We start from the raw sequence: 18,983 nt of genomic DNA on the forward strand, positions 1-18,983 counted from the left end.
ACTGTCACTGGCGTTGAAAATCACTGCTGCTCGCCATTACTGCCCCCGGGCCCGGCCTGGGCGGCCTCGAGGACCAGGGCGGCCATCCGCCGGTCGGCGTCCCGGATTCCGAGCTGTTCGGCGTCGGCGGCCATCCGGTCCAGCCGGGCGGCGTCGCCCAGCAGCGGGATGAGGTTCTCGCTGACCCAGCCGGCGTCGAACGCCGCGTCGTCGACCAGGAGCGCGGCGCCGGCGTTCACCAGGCCGGCCGCATTCAGCGCCTGTTCCCCGTTGCCGATCGGCAGGGGAACAAAAACGGCCGGAACGCCGACGGCGGCCACCTCGCACACGGTCGCGGCGCCGGATCGCGCCAGCAGCAGGTCGGCGGCGGCGTAGGCCAGCTCCATGCCGTCCACGTACTCGACCTGGCGGTAGCCGGGAGCGGCCAGCAGCTTGCCCTGCGCGTCGTGCACGGTCTTGCCTCGTCCGGTGATGTGCAGGGTCTGGATTCCGGCGTCGGCCAGCGCGCCCACGGAGGCGGCGATGGCGCGGTTGATGCTTTGCGCACCGGACGAGCCGCCGGTGACGATCAGGGTGGGCTTGTGCTGCTCCAGCCCGAGCGTGGTGCGGGCGGCCGCCCGGGCGGCCGTGCGGTCCAGGCCGGAAATTTCGCGCCGCATCGGCATGCCGACGTGGCGTGCGCCGCGGATCCTGGTCTGCGCGAACGCGACGGCGACGTGCCGGCTCAGCCGGGCGCCGACGCGGTTCGCGAGCCCGGCCCGGGTGTTGGCCTCGTGCACCACGATCGGGATCTTGCGGCGCCACGCGGCCAGGTACATCGGCGTGCAGACGTAGCCGCCGACGCCCACGAGCACGTCCGCGCGGGCCTCGTCCAGGATGGTGCCTGCCTGCCGCACGGCAGCGGCGAGCTTGCCGGGGAGCCGAAGCAGCTCCACCGAGGGCTTGCGCGGGAACGGCACGCGGCTGACCGTGGCCAGCTCCAGCCCGGCGGCCGGCACCAGCCGGGCTTCCATCCCGCCCGGAGTGCCGACGGCCAGCAGCTGCGCCTCGGGCCGGACCTCGAGGATGGCGTTGGCGATGGCCAGCAGCGGGCTGATGTGCCCGGCGGTGCCGCCGCCGGCGAGGACTACGGACAGGGACGACTCGGTCTTCATGGGGCTAGCTGCGCTTTCGTGCGGGGTTCTTGGGGGCGGGTTTCCTGGGTGCAGGACCCGGTGGCGCGGTTTGCCTGGCTGTGTTCCTGGCCGGGCCACCCTCGCTCTTCGCGCCGGCTGCCCGGGCGCCATTCACGGCAGCCCGGGCCGACGGGCTGGATGCCTTGCCGGCGGCCCGGGCTGCACGGGCGCGACGCACCGAGTTCGCGAAGGCTGCCGGGCCGAACTTGAGAATCTTCTTCGGCTGCATGCCCGGGTCCATCTGGGCCCGCGCCAGGGACAACGCTACGCCAATGGCGCACAGCGACATCAGCAGGGCCGAACCGCCGTAGGAAATGAAGGGCAGCGGTACGCCGACCACCGGGGCCAGCCCGGTGACCACTGCCATGTTGACGCTGGCCTGGCCCAACAGCCACACCATGATGGAGCCGGCCAGGACGCGGTGGAAGACATCGTGCTGCGCGGCAACGACGCGGTAGATGGCGGTGCCGAGGATGGCGAACAAGACCAGGACGACGAGCGTCCCGACCAGCCCGAGTTCCTCGCCGATGATGGCGAAAATGAAGTCGTTGTGCGCTTCCGGGATCCAGCTGTACTTCTGCCGGCTCTGTCCCAGGCCCACCCCGAACCAGCCTCCGGACGCGAGCCCGTACAGGCCGTTGGTGGACTGGTAATTCAAGTCGGACCCGTCGGCACAGGTCTGCCCGGTCCAGGACAGGATCCGGCACATCCGGTTCGGGCTGGTGACGGCGAGGACGCCGGCACCGAGGGCCAGGGCCGCGCCGGCAATCGCGAAGAAGGCAATCCGGACGCCGGCAAAGAAAAGCCCGGCGGCAATGATGACCATCACGATCATCGCTGTGCCCAGGTCGTTTCCGGCCAGGATCAGGCCCAGCACCGCGGCTGCTCCCGGAATCACAACGGGAACAAGGGCATGCCGCCATTCGCGCAGGAGCTTTGCCTTGCGGTCGAGCACCGTCGCCATCCAGACGGCGAGGGCAAGCTTGGCGGCCTCGGAGGGCTGGAAGGTGAACGGACCGACGTCGATCCAGTTCTGGTTGCCCAGGGCGCTGCGCCCGACCACGAGGACCAGTCCCAGCAGCCCGACGGCCAGGAACATCAGGGGCCAGGCAAGACGCCTGAGCCAGCCGACGTTGACGCGCGAGAGGACAAACATCGCAAAGACGCCGAGCGCGGCGAAGCCGCCCTGCTTGAGCGCGGCGGAGTAGGGCGACTCCCCCGCGGCGATCGCCTCCACGCTGGAGGCGGAGAGCACCATCATGATGCCGATCGCCGTCAGCGCGAGGGTGGAGCCCAGGATGAGGTAGTAGGTGGAGCCATTGCGAGACTTGCCGGTCCCCTCCAGGGCGGACCAGAAGCCGCGGTACCAGCCTCTGACCCGGGCGGCCGGGCGGACCCGGGCGGCGGGTTGTGCCGCTCCGGTGTTCCCGGCGGCGGCGGTTCCTGCCTTGCTGCCTGCGGTTCTGCCTGAAGGTGCCCCTGAGGCAGGGGTCCGTGCCGCCGTGGGACGGGTGGGCGTGCTGACCATTGCTACTCCTCGGTGGTCTGAGCCTGCCCTTCCACGAGCTCGCGGACAGCTTCGATAAAGGCGTCGCCACGGTGAGCGTAGGAAGAGAACTGATCCATGGACGCAGCTGCCGGGGCCAGGAGCACAGTGTCCCCGGAGGTGGCCAGCTGTGCCGCCGACGCGACGGCCCGCGCCATCACAGTCTCGCCGAAAATCGGCGAGGGGCCTGCGTCGGCGTGGGCAGTTCCGGCAGTCTGCACCTCTTCAGTGTCGCCCTTCGCGTGGCCGATCACGGGGACATCGGGAGCGTGTCGCTGCAACGAGGCGAGCAGCTCGGAGGAGTCCGCCCCGATCAGCACCACGGCCTTAAGCCGCGGGGCGTTGTCCCGGACCAGTGCGTCGTAATTCACGCCCTTGGAAAGGCCGCCGGCGATCCACACCACATTTTGGAACGCGGACAGCGAGGCCGAGGCGGCGTGCGGGTTGGTGGCCTTCGAATCGTTGATCCAGAGGACGCCCTCATGGCGGGCGACCGGCTGGATGCGGTGGTCCCCCGGCAGGTAGTTTTGCAGGCCCTGGCGGACGGCGGCGGGCTCGACGCCGTAGGCGCGCACGAGGGCGGCCGCGGCGAGGGCGTTGGCCACCATATGCCGCGGTGCCACCGGACCGAGGTCTGCGATCGCGGCCAGTTCGGCGGCGCTGTCCTTCCGCTCGGGGATGAAGGCCCGGTCCACGAGCAGGCCCTCGACCACGCCGAGCATGCTGATGGCCGGGGTGAGTGTCGTGAAGGCTACCGCGCGGCAGCCCTCGACGACGTCGGCGTCCTCCACCATGCGCTCGGTTTCGATCTGCTCGGCGTTGTAGATGCACGCCTTCTGGGTCCGTTCGTACACCTTGGCCTTGTCCGCCAGGTACGAGTCGTAGGAGCCGTGCCAGTCGACGTGGTCCTCGGCAACGTTGAGGCACACGCTGGCGACCGGCGAGACGGAGTGGCTCCAGTGCAGCTGGAAGCTGGAGAGCTCCACGGCGAAGACGTCGTAGTCGACCGGGTCGCGGAGGGCGTCCAGGATGGGGGTGCCGACGTTGCCGACGGCGATCGCCTTGAGCCCGGCGGCCTGCAGCATGGATTCGGTCAGGCCGACAGTGGTGGTCTTGCCGTTGGTGCCGGTGATGGCGAGCCAGTCAGCGGTCTTGCGGCCCTGGCGTTCGCGCACGCGCCAGGCCAGTTCGACGTCGCCCCACACCGGGATGTGGGCCCGGGCGGCGGCGGCGAGCAGGGCCTGGTCGGGGCGCCAGCCGGGCGAGGTGACAATGAGCTCGGGCTTTTCGCCGTCGACCCTCGGCACCGTGGTGGCGGCGTCGTCGCCCAGCAGCACGTCGGCGGCGCCGACGATCCGGAGCGTGTCCGCCTGGGCCCGGGCCTTGGCGCTGTCCGCGGCGTCGACCACGACCACGCGGGCGCCGAGTTCGATCAGGGTGTCCGCGGCGGCGAAGCCGGAGATGCCGATGCCGGTCACGACGACGCGCAGCCCGGACCAGTCCGAGTCCCAGCTGGTGAGGTTCTCAAGCCGGGGCGAGCTGGCCAGCGGTTCGGGAATGGTCCCGCTCACAGCAGCACCACCCATTCGGCGTAGAAGATGCCCAGGCCGGCGGCGACAAAGAGCCCGCAGAGGATCCAGAACCGGACCACCACGGTCACTTCGGCCCAGCCCTTGAGTTCAAAGTGGTGCTGCAGCGGCGCCATCTTGAAGAAGCGTTTGCCCTTGGTGATCTTGAAGTAGCCCACCTGGATGATGACGGAGAGTGTGATCAGGACGAAGAGGCCGCCGATGAAGGCGAGCAGCAGCTCGGTCCGGGACAGGATCGCGAAGCCGGCGACGGCGCCGCCGATGGCCAGCGAGCCGGTGTCGCCCATAAAGATTTTGGCCGGCGAGGTGTTCCACCAGAGGAAGCCGACCAGCGCTGCGCTGAGGATGGCGGCAAGGAGCGCGAGGTCCAGCGGGTCCCGAACGGTGTAGCAGCCCGCACCCGCTTGGCGCGGTGAGCCGCAGGACTGGTTGCTTTGCCAGATGCCGATGAGGGTGTACGCCCCGAAGACCATCACGGAGGCGCCGGCGGCGAGGCCGTCCAGCCCGTCGGTGAGGTTCACCCCGTTGGTGGCGGCGGTGACAATGAGGTTGGACCAGAGCACGAACAGGATGGCGCCAACCACGGTGCCGCCGAACGCGAGGTTCAGCCACGGTATGTCGCGGACCAGGGAGATCTGGTACGACGCCGGCGTGACATAGTTCTCGTCCGGGAACTGGAGCGCGAGGACTGCGAAGATGATCCCGACGGCGGCCTGCAGGATGAGCTTGGCCTTCGCGTTGAGCCCCAGGCTGCGCTGCGCGGAGATCTTGATGAAGTCGTCCAGGAACCCCACCAGCCCCATGCCGACCATCAGGAAGAGCAGCAGCAGGGCCGAGGCGGACGGACCCGGCGAGAGCGGGTTCACCATCCACATGATCAGGTGGGTGATGCCGTAGCTGGCCAGCACCGCGAAGACGACGACGGTGCCGCCCATGGTGGGCGTGCCGCGCTTGGTGTGGTGCGAGGTGGGCCCGTCGTCCCGGATGAACTGGCCGTAGCTCTTGCGGACCAGGAAACGAATGAAGAGCGGGGTGCCCAGGAAGGAAAGCAGCAGGGCCAGTCCGGCGCCCATCAGCAGTGCGATCACGGCAGCGGGCTCCCCTCAGTGGTGGTTTCGGGTAATGCTATCCGATCCCCCAGATGGCGCAGGCCGATGCTGTTGGATGACTTGAAGAGGACCAGGTCCCCGGGTGCAAGTTCGGAGCGGAGGATCGCGTAGGCCTCGTCAATGGTCTCGGCGAAAAGGCATTCGTCGCCCCAGGAGCCCTCGTTGACGGCGGAGACGTACAGGGCGCGGGCCTCGCGTCCGATCACCAGCAGCCGGGAGATGTTGAGCCGGACCACCTGGGTGCCGACGGCGGTGTGCTCCCGGATGGAGTCCTCGCCGAGTTCGAGCATGGCGCCGAGCACGGCCCAGGTCCGTCGGCCGCGGCCCAGGTCCGCAAGGGTCCGCAGGGCAGCCCGCATGGACTCAGGGTTGGCGTTGTAGGCGTCGTTGATGATGGTCACGCCGTCGGGCCGCTCGGTGCGTTCCATCCGCCAGCGGCTGGCGGCCGTCTGGGTACTCAGTGAGGCGGCGATCTGTTCACCGGAGATTCCGGCGGCGTGGGCCGCGCCCGCGGCGGCCAGCAGGTTGCCCACGTGGTGCTCCCCGATCAGCTTGGCGCTGACGTGGTGCCGGGCGCTCCCGCCCGGCAGGATGAGGTCGAATTCGGGGTTGCCTGCAGCGTTCAGCTCGACGCCCTCTGCCCGGACGACTGCCTGCTCGCCATCCCTGGCCGGCCCGGCAGAGAACCCGAGGACCGTTGCCTTGGTGCGGGCGGCCATGGCGGCCACGCGGGCGTCGTCCAGGTTCAGCACGGCCGTGCCGTCGGCGGGCAGCGCCTCAACCAGTTCGCCCTTGGCCCGCGCGATGTTCTCGACGCCGCCGAATTCACCGGCGTGGGCCGTGCCGACGCCCAGCACGACGCCGATTTCGGGGCGGACCATGTCCGCGAGGTAGTTGATGTGGCCGACGCCGGTGGCGCCCATTTCGATCACGAGGTAGCGGGTGTCAAAGCCGGCCTTGAAGACGGTCAGCGGGACGCCCACTTCACCGTTGTAGGAGCCCTGCGGAGCCACTGTTTCGCCGTGGCCGGCGAGGATCCCGGCCAGCAGGTCCTTGGTGGTGGTCTTTCCTGCGGATCCGGTGATGCCGATCACGGTAAAGGCCTGGCCGGCGGCGGCCCGGCGGGCACGGATCCGGCGGACCGCTTCGGCGGCCAGCGCGCCCATGGCCAGGACAGAGTCCTCGACGACGACTGCCGGGAAGGCGTGGCCGGCGGCGTCGGCAACGTCGCGCTGCACCAGGGCCAGCACGGCTCCGCGCTCGAACGCGGCGGCGACGAAATCGTGCCCGTCGGCGGCTTCCCCGGGTTTGGCCACGTAAAGGGAACCCGCCGTGGCTTCGCGGGAGTCGGTCACCACGGAGCCGGGCGTGAGGCCCGGATCGGCGGCCAGCCGGCCATGGGTTATTTCGGCGATTTCCGCCGCGGTAAATGCAATCATCTCGGTTTAGGACTCTATCCGCTGCTCATCGAGAATGGTGAATCCTCGTGCTGTCAAGGCTGACCGCAGCTCCACCCGGTCATCGAGCGCCAGGTTGACGCCTTTGACCTCCTGCCAGACCTCGTGGCCGCGGCCGGCCACCAGGATGGTGTCCTGCGGACCCGAGAGCTCCACCGCTTTGCGGATGGCGGCGTCGCGGGGAAAGACCTCGAGGATGGTGCAGCCCAGTCCGTCGTGTTCCTTGGCCTGCCGGGCACCCGCCATCACATCGGCGCGGATGGCAGCGGCGTCCTCGTCGTGCGGGTCGTCGTCGCTGACGATCACGATGTCCGCGAGCCGGGCGGCGATGGCTCCCATCGCGGGCCGTTTGCTTTGGTCCCGCTGGCCGGTGGCGCCGAAGACGATGATGACTTTGGATCCCGGTTCCGGGGAGCGCACGGCTTCCAGCGCGCGTTCGAGGGCGTCCGGGTTGTGGGCGAAGTCGACGACGGCGGCAGGAGCCGTCGCGACAAGCTGCATCCGCCCGGGCACGGCCACGGTGAACGGATCCGCGCTGTCCAGTGCGGCCTGCACCTCGGCCGCGGCCGTGCCTCCGGCGAGGACCATGACGGTGGCCAGGGCGGCGTTGGCGACGTTGAAGCTGCCGGGCAGCCCGGTGTGCACCCGCAGTTCCGTGCCGTCCCGGTGCCGGAGCCCGAACTCGGTGCCGAGGCCGCGCGGACGGGGATTGACGACAGTCCAGTCGGCGGCAGTCCGGCCGGCAACGACGTCCGGACCGGGTGTGCCGGTCGTGAGGGTGCTGACCGGGATGTCGGCGGCGGCGGCGAGCTTCTGGCCCCATTCGTCGTCCACGGTCACCACGGCGGTCCGGGCACGCCCGGGGGTGAAGAGCCGGGCCTTGGTCTCGAAGTACTCTTCCATGCTCCCGTGCAGGTCCAGGTGGTCCTGGGTCAGGTTGGTGAAGCCGGCGACGTCGAACACCACGCCGTCGACCCGGTGGAACGAAATGGCGTGCGAGGACACCTCCATCGAGGCGGCGTCGAGGCGGCGTTCGCGCATCAGCGCCAGCAGGGCGTGCACGTCCGTCGATTCGGGCGTTGTGAGCAGGCTCGGGATCGGGTCGCCGCCGGCCAGGATCTCGATGGTGCCGATCAGCCCGGTCGTGCGGCCGAGGGCCTGCAGCAGGGAGTTGATGAAGTAGGTGGTGGTGGTCTTCCCGTTGGTCCCGGTGACACCGAACAGCGCCGGGGCGGCTGCGTCGTCCGGGCGGCTCCGGTAAATCTGCGCGGCAAGGCGGCCGACCAGGCTGCGCGGCTCGTCGGCCAGCAGTACCGGGACGGAGATGTCGTTGGAGAGGGCCAGCAGGCGGGCGCCGGCGTCGTCGGTCAGCACCGCGACGGCGCCGGCGTCGACGGCCTGGGAGACGAAGTCGGCGCCGTGCCGGGTCGCGCCGGGAAGTGCGACGTACAGGTCCCCGGGCAGGACGGCGCGGGAGTTCAGCGAGATCCCGGTAACGGGGACAGCCGCGGAGGCGCCGGGAACGACGACGCCGATCCACCCGCCGATGGTTTCCAGCGGTACCGCGGTGACCTTTGCGGGCCGGAATGCCGCGCTGGATTCCTGGCCGGACGGCGCGGCGGCCGCAGCCTGGGCATTGAAGTCTGACAAGAGGTCTCCGTCGTGTGGTGCCGGGGCGGCGGACGCGGCGCGCGGAGCATGGCCCGCACGCGGCCCGGCCGCGTGAAACTGTTGGTGCTGCTGACTCGTGGTGTTGGGTGCTACTTGGCGTACTGTGGCAGCCTGGCCGGCTCCCCCGTGGACGGCTGGACGTTGTAGGTGCGCAGCGTCTGGCTCATCACCGAGCGGAACACCGGTCCGTTGGTGATGCCGTAGATATTGCCTTTGGGCCGTTGCAGGACCACTTCAACAATAAACCGCGGATCGTCCATCGGCGCCATCCCCACCATCGAGGCGGTGAAGCCGCAGAACCCGGACTTCCCGTCATCACACGGCGACTGGGACGTTCCCGTTTTAGCCCCGACCCGATAGCCGTCGATGGCCGCTTCCTTGATCTCGCCCTCGGTGACGGCACTTTCCAGGATGTCGCGCACCTGCTTGGCGGTGTCCTTGGAGACGACCTGCCGGCTGTCTTTGGCGGGCACCTTTTCTTCGCTGCCGTCGGCGTTGATGTAGCTGTCGATCAGGCGGGGCTGGAGCATCACGCCGTCGTTGGCGATGCTCTGGTAGGCGCGGACCGTCTGCAGCGTCGACTGGGCAACACCCTGGCCAAAGAGCACCGTGTATTCCTGCCGGCCGTCCCACTGGTCTGCGGGCGTCAGGATGCCCGCGGCCTCGGCGGGCAGGCCGATGTCCGGGGCCTCGCCGATCCCAAACTTCTGCAGCCAGCCGTGCCGCTGGTCCTTGCTCAACCGCTGGCCCGCCATGACGGTGCCGGTATTCATGGAGTACCCCAGGATGCCGGCCAGGGTCCGTTCCTCGGTGCCATGCTCAAAAGAGTCGGTGAAATTCTGGCCGTCCACGGTGTACGACGGCGGGATGGTGAACTTGTCCAGCGGGCTGGACTTGCCTTCCTCGATGAGAGCGGCGGCCGTGATCATCTTCTCCACCGAACCCGGCTCGTAGGCCGCCGTCACCGCGCGGACGCCCCGGTCCTTGGCGGCGACCTTGCCGGGGTCGTTGGGATCCGGGGCGTTGGTATCCGCCATGGCGATGATATTGCCGGTCTTGGCGTCGGAGACGATGATGACGCCCCATTCGGCGCTGAGCTTGCTGGCCTGGCTCTGGATGGCCTGCTGGGCGAAGTACTGCAGGTCGGAGTTCAGGGTGAGCTTGATGTCCTTGCCGTTAACTGCAGGTGTGAACTGGTCCACGCCCACCGGGATCCGCAGCCCGTCGGCACCGATTTCGAAGAGCCGTTTGCCGGATGTGCCCTTGAGCACCTCGTCCTGGGTTTGTTCGAGCCCGGACTGGCCGGTGGTGCCGTCCTTGAGGAAACCGACGATTCCGCCGGCCACCGAACCGTTGGGGTAGACCCGCTTGCTGGTGCCCTCGGTGACAATGCCGGGGATCTGGAGTTTGGAGATGCGGTCCTCGACGTCCGGCCGGATGTCTTTCGCCACGATGTAGTAGCGCTGCTTGCCGGTCAAGGCTGCTTTGAGGTCGTCCTTTTTCATGCCGAGGACATTCGCGAGCTCTTCGATGCCCTGGTCCCGGGGGATCTTGACGACCGTGTCCTTGCCGTCGACCTGTTCGAGCCGCGGGAAGGAGTCGGTCTTGGTGTTGACGGTCTGGTCCACAACGACGTTGTAACGGATCACGCTGCTGGCCAGGACGGCACCGTGGGCGTCGAGGATGCTGCCCCGCTCCGCGGGAAGCTCCATGGGTTTGAGCCGGTTCTGGAGTGCCGCCTCGGCCATGCCGCCGGCGTCGAGGCCCTGGACCAGGAACAACTTTCCACCGACGACCAGCAGGAGCGAGAGCATGATGCCCAGCCCCAGCCGCAACCGCCGCGTGGCGCTGGGCGTCTTGCCAGCGCGTGCCTTGCCGGTGTTCTGCGCCACGATGTTTCCTTGCTGCTTGCCTGGCTGGTTCTGGGTCCCGTCGGTTATTTTCCGGGGGCCTTCTGCGCGGGGGCCGGGATGGACCCGCCGTGCAGGTCCACGGCCGGCGCGGGGGCCGGGGGCGCGGGCACAGCAGGGGCCTGGCCGGCCGGTGCAGCTGCCGCGGGAGCGGGGACGGCCGGCGCCGCAGCGGCCGGAATGCCCTCGGCCGGTTTGCGGTTGGCGAGCGGTTCCTTCCCCGAGGCGGACGGGACCACGTTGACCTGGCCCGCTACCGCCGGGGCGGCGATGACCGCGCCGGGGGCGTCACCCTTGACCGCAGGCTTGGCCTTGCCGGTCACTGTCAGGGTGGACAGGTCGATCTGGCCCTTGCTCGTGGAGGCCACCATGCCCAGCTCCGTGGCTTTCGCGGCCAGGTTCTGCGGGGCGTCGAAGTTCTGGACCTGCTGGGTGAGGTCCTGGTTTTGCTTGGTCAGGGAAGACTGCTTGGCCCGCAGTTCCACCAGCTGGTACTGCGCGGAGGACACGGAGATGTTCAGGACCAGCACCGCCATCAGCGCCAGCGCCAGGATCCCGAAGCACATCACCACGAACGGCGCCCGGCGTTTACGCGGGGCGCTGCGGACGATGGAGAGCGGGGTGCGGGTCTTGCGGGCCGGCGCACCCGGCTGCAGCTCCGGAAAGGCACGGGCGGTGGCGGCGGTGGCAACGGGGAACCTGTTGACGGCGGCGGTGCTCATGCGACTCTCCTGGCTTTGATGCGTTCCACGGCGCGGAGCCTGGCGGAGGCGGCCCGTGGGTTTTCTGCGATTTCTTCGGCGGTGGGCACCTCGGTGCCCTTGGTCAAGGTCTTGAGTTCGGCTTTGTGTTCCTCGAGCTCCACCGGGAAGCCGAGCGGGGCCGAGGATTTGGATCCAGCCTGGAAAACGGCCTTGACGATTTTGTCCTCGAGCGAGTGGTAGGACATCACGACGACCCGGCCGCCGACGGCGATGGAGGCCACTGCTGCCGGGATTGCGCGCTCCAGCACGTCGAGTTCCTCGTTGACCTCGATCCGGAGTGCCTGGAAGGTCCGTTTGGCCGGATGTCCGCCGGTCTTGGCGGCGCCGGCGGGGACCACGGCGCGGATGGTCTCGACCAGTTCTCCGGTGGTGGCGAAGGGCTTCTCGGCCCGGTCCGCGACGATCCGGTTGGCGATCCGGCCGGCGAACTTCTCTTCGCCCCATTTGCGGATGATCCGGACGAGGTTCTCTTCGCTGTAGTTGTTCACGACGTCGGCGGCGGTCTGGCCCCGGCTGGTGTCCATGCGCATGTCGAGGGGTGCGTCGAACGAGTAGGCGAAACCGCGTTCGCGCTCGTCCAGCTGCAGCGAGGAGACGCCCAGGTCCATCAGGATGCCGTGGACCTCGGTGAAGCCCAGGTCCTCGAGGACCTCGGGGATTTCGTCGTACACCGCGTGGACCAGGTCGATCCGGGAGGCGAACGGCTTCAGCCGCTCCCCCGCCAGGGCGAGGGCTTCCTCGTCGCGGTCGATGCCGATCAGGTGCAGGTCCGGGAACCGCTGCAGCATGGCTTCGGAGTGTCCGCCCATGCCAAGCGTCGCATCGACGACCACCGGCGTCTGCCCCCGGCGTCGGGCTTCCTCGAAACCCGGTGCCAACAAATTGATGCACCGGTCCTTGAGGACCGGTACATGGCGTTCGGACGTAGGCTTCGCCTGGTTGGAGTCTTCGCTCATGCCTGCGTCCTTTCGTGGGGTGGAGTGACTGTCGGGGTGCTGTGCTTCTTGGTCCAGATCCCCATCCGCGCCTACCCTGCGGCCCGCCTGGCTCCGGGGAAGTGAGCCAGGTGAACTGCCGGATGGGCGGCTGGAGATCTTGATCAAGAAACGGTTGGTGCTGGGATGCCGGCGGGTTTCAGAGGATCCCCGGGATGGCGTCGTCGGTTTCCGAGAAGGCGGTTTCCTTTTCGGCCAGGTACTCGTTCCAGGCCTGGGCGTCCCAGATCTCCGCCCGGGTGCCGGCGCCAATGACGGCCAGCTCCCTGCCGAGACCTGCGTATTCCCGGAGCGCCGGCGGAATCGTCACGCGCCCCTGCTTGTCAGGTACCTCGTCGGAGGCTCCAGAGAGGAAAACGCGGATGTAGTCACGAGCCTGCTTGGAGGAGATTGGTGCCTCCCGCATCTGTTCGTGAACCCGGCCGAATTCCGCCTCACTGAAGACGTAGATGCAACGTTCCTGGCCCCTTGTGAGAACCAGTCCGCTGGCAAGTTCCTCGCGGAACTTCGCTGGGAGGATGATTCGACCCTTTTCGTCCAGACGCGGCGAATGAGTGCCGAGAAACACGGCCCACCGCCTGTCTGTTGTAGGAAGTCCAACGTCCCCTGTGCTGCCACTACCCTCTTACGTCCTCCACATTACTCCACTTCGCTCCCCCGTCAACGACATTCGGCATATTTTTGAGCAAATTTGGGGCGTTTTTGACGCAAAAGTTCCTTGCGAATAAAGGCAAGCACTAAAAGTGGTTCGCAGTGGAGGGAATTCCACCTCCCGGCGCCGGTCGGGCAGCCTCCAAGGCGCCCACGCGCGCCGGCGTCGGGCCGGCGTCGGGCCGGCTCCGCAGCGGTTGCTCCGTAATTGCCCTTTCGGCGCTCCAAAACGGCACCAACGGAGCATTCGATGCCGGTTAAACGGCAAAAGACCCGCCGAAGCGGGTCTTGAGTTGCCTGGTGGAGGCCTGGGTGGTGCGAAATGGAGGGCCGGTAGGACGGCCAAAGGGAAACCCGGTCAGGAGTCCCCGCGGTGCCGTTCCTCCCACCGCTCCTCAAGGTTGCTCATAAAGGAACTGCGCGGCTTGCCCGATTTGCGGCCGCCGGCGGCGGTGGGCCTGCCGCCGGAGTTGCGCATGGTCGCGAAGTACACGCCGGCACCCATCACCACGAATCCAAGCACCCCGACGACGATGAGTTGCATCGAGACGCCCAACAACAGCAAGAGAATGCCGGCGAGGGCGCCGAGGACCCCAATGACCAGGTGACGGGTGGACCAGGAGCGACCCGGATCCGAGCCCATGGAGCTGGCAAACTTGGGATCGTCCTCATGCAGCTGCTTCTCAAGTTGCTCCAGCAACTTCTGTTCGTGCTCCGAGAGCGGCATCACGACCTCCTTAAGTCGGCCAACGTCCAGACTTGACGCGGCCCTTGTCCCTAAACCCCTAACGTTCGGGATTCCCGCCTGGTTCCCATTCCCCGCCATTGGATGAATGTGGATTCACGGTTCCCTGAAAGGTGTTCAGTTGGCATGGCCGGCAGCCCGAACGTTCGATCCAGTCGTTCGAAATCTACGTATATCTAGGATAGTTTGTTGCGCCCTGTTCTGAAAGACGCACCCGGCAGCTTCGCGCTCAGTCGGTGCCGGGTCCGGGGTCCAGTAAACGGGCCGGGAGCACGGACTTGTTGCCGAACTTCCGGGTGACCCGGTCCAGGGCCTGTTCGGCGGCGCGCCAGTTGTCGTCCCGGCGGTCCAGACTGAGCTGCAGGGGCGCCTGGGCGGCTTCCTCGAGCTGCTCCGCCCGGATCCCGATGAGCCGGACCGTCATCGGCCTCTCGCCGACGGATTCAAGCAATTGCAGGGCGACGCCATAGAGCAGCTGTGCACTGTCGATCGGGGTGCTGACGGTGCGGCTGCGGGTGATGGTGGAGAAATCCGCGTAGCGCAGTTTCAAGGCCACGGTCCGGGCGTGCATGCCGGCGCTCCGCAGCCGTTCGGCCGTGCGGTGCGCGAGCCGCAGCAGTTCGCGGTGCAGCAGGGCGTCGTCGGCCGTGTCCACCGCAAAGGTCTCCTCCGCGCCGATGCTTTTTTCCAGCCGGACGGGCGTCACCGGACGGGGGTCGATCCCCCACGACAGCCGGTGGACGTGTTCCCCCGTGGCCCCCAGGATCTTCCGCAGCGACGGCAGCGGCGTCGCCGCGACGTCGGCCACCGTCCGGATCCCCATCCGGGCGAGAACCTCGACCGTCTTGGCACCGACCCCCCAGAGCGCGCCGACCGGCAGGGTGTGCAGGTAGGGCACGGTCTCCTCCGGGCCGATCAGAAGCAGGCCGTCCGGCTTGCACCGTGTCGAAGCGATCTTCGCGACGAACTTGCTGGCCGCGATGCCTACCGACGCCGTGATGCCCAGCTCTCCGGCCACCCGACGGCGGATCAGCTCGCCGATGTCCCGGGGCGGCCCGAGCCGCCGGATGGCGCCGCCGACGTCGAGGAAGGCCTCGTCGACGCTCAGCGGCTCCACCAGATCGGTGACCGACCCGAAGATGGCCATGATCTGGCCTGACACCTCGTAGTAGAGCTTGTGGCGCGGCTCGATGATGACGGCCGAGGGGCACATCCGGGCCGCGACCGCCATGGGCATCGCGGATTTGACGCCGAACTTGCGCGCCTCGTAGGAGGCCGACAGCACCACCGAGCGGTCCGCGGGATAGCCTACGATCACCGGCCGGCCCTTGAGTTCCGGCCGGCTCCGCAGTTCCACGGAGACGAAGAAAGCATCCATGTCCACGTGCAGGATGCTGCTGCGCCGGAGCTCGCGAAGACCCGCTTCGCTGTACTGTTTCACGCTGTTGATTTCAAGGTGATTCTCGCTCTCCGGCCCCACACATCAATCCTATGCGCAGGGACTGACTAAACTGGAGGCTGAATCCGGCATCAACACCAGGAGGAAAGTCCGCGTGAAGGTTTTTGGAGCGCTCAATCGCGCCGTGGGGGCCGTGGCCGCCGCCGGCGCCTTGCTGGCCCTGGCCGCCTGCACCCCCGGCCAGGCCCCGGCCGCGTCGTCACCCTCGGCGTCGACGTCGGCGGCATCCACCACGCAGGCCACTACCACGGCGCCTCCCAGCCCGTCCGCCGCACCGGGCACCTCCGCGACAGTGGGCGCCCTGGTCTCGGGCTTCCCGGAGAAGCTGCTGCCGGTGATGCCCGGGGCCAAGGTGGAATCAAGCAGCTTCGATAAAACCGCAAGCCCGGCAACGGTGGCCCTGGTGGGAAAGATCACCTCGCCGTCCGCCGGAGTCGTGGCCTTCTACAGCAAGGAACTGGAGAACCAGGGCTTTAAGGCCGTGCCCGGCGAAACCGTCGGGACGGTGGCGTCCAAGGACTTCCTGCGCGGCGAGAACGAAACCGTAAACCTCGCCGTGGTGGAGGCCGCGGGGGTTTCCACGTTCACGATCGGCGCCAACGTCGCCGCAGAGTCCGTCAAGTGAGCCTGGCCGAACAACTGCGGGTTGAGCAGGCGGATTTCGTCGCTGCCGTGGCCGGGAAGCTGACGGACTTCCTGGTCGATCGCACCACGGTGATGTCCGCCATTTCCCCGGACATCGACCCGCTGATGGGTTCGATCTCCAACCTCGTCACGGGCGGCAAGCGGCTCCGCGCCCTGATGTGTTACTGGGGCTGGCGCGGGGCTGGCGGCGATCCGGGCGCGCCGGAGGTGGTCACCGCCGGTTCGGCGCTCGAGCTGTTCCAGGCCGCGGCACTGATCCATGACGACATCATCGACCGCTCCGACACCCGCCGCGGCGGTCCGAGCGTGCACCGCCGCTTCAGTGAGCTCCATGCGAGCCAGGGGTGGGCCCTGGATGCGGAGCGCTTCGGCCACGCCGCGGCGATCCTGACCGGTGACCTATGCCTGTCCTTCAGCGAGGAATCCTTCACCGAGATCGGCGACCGGGCGGCCTCCGGCAGCCGGGCCCGGCTCATCTTTAATCTGATGCGTGCCGAGGTGATGGCCGGCCAGTACCTGGACATCCTTGAAGAGGTGGCCGGTCCGCACCGGGACCGCGCCGGCGCCGTCAGCCGCGCCCAGTCCATCATCCGGTTCAAATCGGCCAAGTACTCCACGGAGCACCCGTTGGCCCTCGGCGGGGCGCTGGCCGGGGCGCCGGACGAGCTGCTCCGCGGCTATTCGGCCTTTGCCCTCCCGCTGGGCGAGGCGTTCCAGCTCCGCGACGACGTGCTGGGCGTCTTCGGCGACCCGGTCACCACCGGGAAACCGGCCGGCGATGACCTCCGTGAGGGCAAGCGCACGGTGCTCGTGGCTTTTGCCCTGGACCAGGCCGCTCCGGCCGAGTCGGGTTTCATCGACGCCAAGCTCGGCAGCCCTGACCTGAGCACCGGCGATGTGGAGGAAATCCGCCGCATCATCGTCGACTGCGGGGCACTCCAGGCCACCGAAGTCCTGATCGAGGAATTCGGCCGGGCAGCGTTCGATGCCCTGGAGCTGCTGCCGCTGGAGGAACTGCCCAAGACGGCGCTCCGCAAGCTCGCCGAAGCCGCGGTCAGCCGCACCGCCTAGCCCCGGCCGCAGGGCACGCAAAAGGCCGTGCACAACGCCGGGGCGCCGCGCACGGCCTGGGCCGCACGGTTCCTACCAGGCCATGGTCTGGGCCCGGCGCCGGATTTCGGTCTTGCGTCCTTCGCGGAGGGCGTCGATCGGTCGGCCGCGGAGGGAGTCGTCCGGGGTAAAGAGCCAGGTGATGAGTTCCTCGTCCGAATAGCCTGCGTCGGAGAGCACGATAATCGTGCCCTTAAGGCTCTCAACGGCGTGCCCGTCCTGGATAAACGCCGCCGGCACGGAGCGAATCCGCCGGTCGCCGATCCTCACGGCCGCGAGGGCACGCTCGTCAAGCAAGGCATGAACCTTGGTGATGGAGACGTCCAGCAGCTTAGCTACGTCGGGCAGGGGCAGCCATTCGCCTACAAGGCTTTCTACAGTACTCACGGATCAAGATTGCCATGCCGGACCGGATTGCGCCTAGTCAGCCACGATCGAATAATCCGACCTCTTAATGCAACCCGCCCAGGGCCCCGCAACGGCGCCGTCTCCCCCGCCGCCATGCCGTCCGCGGCGACACTCCAGAAAGCCGTGTTTGCGGAATGTCAAACCGTTCTTGTGCTATTTTGCAATTCATGAGAGATTCACATAGATCACATTTGTAACTGTAGTTTCTTTAGTCACACTGTTAACACCAGTCACACCGGCCTGACCTGCAGCGTTCGCCGCTGAGAAGAGGATCTTTCCCATGACGACGTCACGTTCGCCGAAGCCCCCCACGAGGCCAGGCCTCCCGCTGATCGCGGCGACGACGGCGGCGCTGCCCGCCGTCGTACTTTCGTCTTTGGCGATCGCGCAGCCCGCCGCGGCCGAACCGCGCCCCCGCGCGATCCCGGCGACGCTTGCAGCGGCCATGAAGGCCCAGGCCCAGGGGCTGGCCGCCACCTTGGTCACCTCCGCACTGATTCCCGCGGCTTCCGTCCCGGCAACCATCCCTGCAGCCTTCCGTGCGGCCCAGGTCTCCGCACCGTCCGAATACACGATCGCCCGCGGCGACACGATCAGCGCGATCGCAGGCAAGTTCGGTCTGGACACCTATGCGGTCCTCAAGCTGAACAACCTGCAGGCCAACACCGTGATCTACCCCGGCCAGAAGATCAAGCTCAACGGCTCCGCACCTGACCAGGCCGCTGCAGCGGCGCCGGCTCCCGCCGCACCCGCCGCTCCGGCCCCGGCCCCGGGAACGGCCGGCGGCTCGGTTTACACCGTCAAGTCCGGCGATACCCTGGGCGGCATCGCGTCCCGCCATGGCGTCGGCCTCTCCGAGGTCCTTACCTGGAATGCGCTCAGCATGCGCTCCGTGATCTACCCGGGCCAGCAGATCAAGGTCGGTGCTGGCGTGGCCGCGCCGGGCGCCCCGGCCCCCGTGGCTCCGGCCGCCCCGGCACCGGCCCCGGCCAGTTCCGGGTCCTACACCGTGAAGTCGGGCGACACCCTCTCGGGCATCGCGGCCAGGAACGGGGTCAAGCTCTCTGACATCCTTTCTGCGAACCAGTTGACCATGAGCAGCGTCATCTACCCGGGCAACAAACTGGTGATCCCCGGTTCAACGTCCGGCGCCATCAACCCGTCCTCGAGCCAGCCGCCCGCCACCGTGACCCCGCTGGTGCCCAGCACGTTCCTTGGCTTCAGCTACCCGGCGGCCGTCCTCAACTCGGCCAACCAGAACAAGGCTCTGCTCAACGCCTCGCCGGTTCCCAGCCGCGAGCAGATGAAGCAGATCGTGGCGGACACCGCGCGCCGGATGGGCGTGGATCCCTCCCTCGCGATGGCGTTCGCCTTCCAGGAGTCCAGCTTCGACCACCGCTCAGTGTCCCCCGCCAACGCGATCGGCACCATGCAGGTGATTCCCTCTTCGGGCCAGTGGGCCTCGGACCTGGTCGGCCGGCAGCTGAACCTGCTGGACCCGTACGACAACGCCACGGCCGGCGTCGCCATCATCCGCCAGCTGGTGCGCACCAGCAAGGACCTGGACTACGCGATCGCCGGCTACTACCAGGGCCAGTACTCGGTCAACACCCGGGGCATGTACGACGACACGAAGGTCTACGTGGCCTCGATCAAGAAGCTGCAGAAACAGTTCAGCTAAACCGCCAGCATCGCGCGGGGCTGAGCCCTCCGTCGCGTAACGATACGGGCCCGGATTGCATGTCAATC

The 18,983-nt window shown here is 68.0% G+C and carries 16 protein-coding genes; 3 read left to right on the plus strand and 13 right to left on the minus strand.

Features of this window, described 5'->3' with window-relative positions; genetic code table 11:
- Nucleotides 1-20: 20 nt before the first annotated feature.
- The 12 genes from murG to dinB form a co-directional block, all read right to left on the minus strand.
- Nucleotides 21-1,154, minus strand: coding sequence for an undecaprenyldiphospho-muramoylpentapeptide beta-N-acetylglucosaminyltransferase (gene murG / locus ABLI39_RS14090; RefSeq protein WP_349414071.1), 1,134 nt, complete (start codon nt 1,152-1,154; stop codon nt 21-23).
- 4 nt (nt 1,155-1,158) lie between these two features.
- Nucleotides 1,159-2,703, minus strand: a complete 1,545-nt coding sequence (gene ftsW, locus ABLI39_RS14095) for a putative lipid II flippase FtsW (RefSeq protein WP_349414072.1) — start codon at nt 2,701-2,703, stop codon at nt 1,159-1,161.
- Nucleotides 2,704-2,705: 2 nt separating this feature from the next.
- Nucleotides 2,706-4,307, minus strand: a complete 1,602-nt coding sequence (gene murD / locus ABLI39_RS14100; protein WP_349414073.1) for a UDP-N-acetylmuramoyl-L-alanine--D-glutamate ligase — start codon at nt 4,305-4,307, stop codon at nt 2,706-2,708.
- Nucleotides 4,289-5,398, minus strand: a complete 1,110-nt coding sequence (mraY, locus tag ABLI39_RS14105) for a phospho-N-acetylmuramoyl-pentapeptide-transferase (protein ID WP_349414074.1) — start codon at nt 5,396-5,398, stop codon at nt 4,289-4,291. The genes murD and mraY overlap by 19 nt, the downstream gene beginning before the upstream one ends.
- Complete coding sequence (locus tag ABLI39_RS14110; protein ID WP_349414075.1) at nt 5,395-6,858, minus strand: UDP-N-acetylmuramoyl-tripeptide--D-alanyl-D-alanine ligase; 1,464 nt, start codon at nt 6,856-6,858, stop codon at nt 5,395-5,397. The genes mraY and ABLI39_RS14110 overlap by 4 nt, the downstream gene beginning before the upstream one ends.
- A gap of 6 nt (nt 6,859-6,864) precedes the next feature.
- The gene (locus ABLI39_RS14115; protein ID WP_349414076.1) at nt 6,865-8,526 is read right to left on the minus strand and encodes a UDP-N-acetylmuramoyl-L-alanyl-D-glutamate--2,6-diaminopimelate ligase; all 1,662 of its coding nucleotides are present in this window, start codon (nt 8,524-8,526) and stop codon (nt 6,865-6,867) included.
- A gap of 110 nt (nt 8,527-8,636) precedes the next feature.
- Nucleotides 8,637-10,439, minus strand: coding sequence for a peptidoglycan D,D-transpeptidase FtsI family protein (locus ABLI39_RS14120; protein WP_349414077.1), 1,803 nt, complete (start codon nt 10,437-10,439; stop codon nt 8,637-8,639).
- A gap of 44 nt (nt 10,440-10,483) precedes the next feature.
- The gene (gene ftsL, locus ABLI39_RS14125; RefSeq protein WP_349414078.1) at nt 10,484-11,179 is read right to left on the minus strand and encodes a cell division protein FtsL; all 696 of its coding nucleotides are present in this window, start codon (nt 11,177-11,179) and stop codon (nt 10,484-10,486) included.
- Nucleotides 11,176-12,177, minus strand: a complete 1,002-nt coding sequence (gene rsmH / locus ABLI39_RS14130; protein WP_349414079.1) for a 16S rRNA (cytosine(1402)-N(4))-methyltransferase RsmH — start codon at nt 12,175-12,177, stop codon at nt 11,176-11,178. Before rsmH ends, ftsL begins: the two co-directional genes overlap by 4 nt.
- A 178-nt stretch (nt 12,178-12,355) precedes the next feature.
- Nucleotides 12,356-12,784 carry a division/cell wall cluster transcriptional repressor MraZ gene (gene mraZ, locus ABLI39_RS14135; RefSeq protein ID WP_138769645.1) on the minus strand — a complete coding sequence of 143 codons (429 nt, stop codon included), beginning with the start codon at nt 12,782-12,784 and terminating at the stop codon, nt 12,356-12,358.
- A 441-nt stretch (nt 12,785-13,225) separates the two neighbouring features.
- A complete protein-coding gene (locus tag ABLI39_RS14140; RefSeq protein WP_349414080.1) occupies nt 13,226-13,594 on the minus strand; it encodes an SCO2097 family morphological protein in 369 nt (122 codons plus the stop codon).
- Nucleotides 13,595-13,841: 247 nt separating this feature from the next.
- Nucleotides 13,842-15,053, minus strand: a complete 1,212-nt coding sequence (dinB, locus tag ABLI39_RS14145) for a DNA polymerase IV (protein WP_349414081.1) — start codon at nt 15,051-15,053, stop codon at nt 13,842-13,844.
- A 112-nt stretch (nt 15,054-15,165) separates the two neighbouring features.
- Between dinB and ABLI39_RS14150 the strand changes: the two genes are divergently transcribed.
- Nucleotides 15,166-15,696 carry a hypothetical protein gene (locus ABLI39_RS14150; RefSeq protein WP_349414082.1) on the plus strand — a complete coding sequence of 177 codons (531 nt, stop codon included), beginning with the start codon at nt 15,166-15,168 and terminating at the stop codon, nt 15,694-15,696.
- Entirely contained in the window at nt 15,693-16,787 is a 1,095-nt protein-coding gene (locus ABLI39_RS14155) for a polyprenyl synthetase family protein (protein WP_349414083.1), read from the plus strand. Before ABLI39_RS14150 ends, ABLI39_RS14155 begins: the two co-directional genes overlap by 4 nt.
- Nucleotides 16,788-16,859: 72 nt before the next feature.
- On the opposite strand, the gene ABLI39_RS14160 is transcribed toward ABLI39_RS14155, so the two are convergent.
- Nucleotides 16,860-17,213, minus strand: a complete 354-nt coding sequence (locus ABLI39_RS14160; protein ID WP_349414084.1) for an Rv2175c family DNA-binding protein — start codon at nt 17,211-17,213, stop codon at nt 16,860-16,862.
- Nucleotides 17,214-17,514: 301 nt separating this feature from the next.
- Here ABLI39_RS14160 and ABLI39_RS14165 point away from each other — a divergent pair, with 301 nt between their 5' ends.
- Nucleotides 17,515-18,915 (plus strand): LysM peptidoglycan-binding domain-containing protein, encoded by a 1,401-nt coding sequence (locus ABLI39_RS14165; protein ID WP_349414085.1) that lies wholly within the window; start codon nt 17,515-17,517, stop codon nt 18,913-18,915.
- Nucleotides 18,916-18,983: the final 68 nt, after the last annotated feature.

It is taken from the genome of Pseudarthrobacter sp. B907 (assembly GCF_040137805.1).
GTDB lineage: Bacteria > Actinomycetota > Actinomycetes > Actinomycetales > Micrococcaceae > Arthrobacter.

Excerpts from the sequence above, each read along its gene's own strand:
- ftsL (WP_349414078.1), bottom strand. The coding sequence starts at position 11,179 with ATGAGCACCGCCGCCGTCAACAGGTTCCCCGTTGCCACCGCCGCCACC.
- ABLI39_RS14110 (WP_349414075.1), bottom strand. The coding sequence starts at position 6,858 with ATGATTGCATTTACCGCGGCGGAAATCGCCGAAATAACCCATGGCCGG.
- murG (WP_349414071.1), bottom strand. The coding sequence starts at position 1,154 with ATGAAGACCGAGTCGTCCCTGTCCGTAGTCCTCGCCGGCGGCGGCACC.
- rsmH (WP_349414079.1), bottom strand. The coding sequence starts at position 12,177 with ATGAGCGAAGACTCCAACCAGGCGAAGCCTACGTCCGAACGCCATGTA.
- ftsW (WP_349414072.1), bottom strand. The coding sequence starts at position 2,703 with ATGGTCAGCACGCCCACCCGTCCCACGGCGGCACGGACCCCTGCCTCA.
- ABLI39_RS14140 (WP_349414080.1), bottom strand. The coding sequence starts at position 13,594 with ATGCCGCTCTCGGAGCACGAACAGAAGTTGCTGGAGCAACTTGAGAAG.
- ABLI39_RS14165 (WP_349414085.1), top strand. The coding sequence starts at position 17,515 with ATGACGACGTCACGTTCGCCGAAGCCCCCCACGAGGCCAGGCCTCCCG.
- murD (WP_349414073.1), bottom strand. The coding sequence starts at position 4,307 with ATGGGTGGTGCTGCTGTGAGCGGGACCATTCCCGAACCGCTGGCCAGC.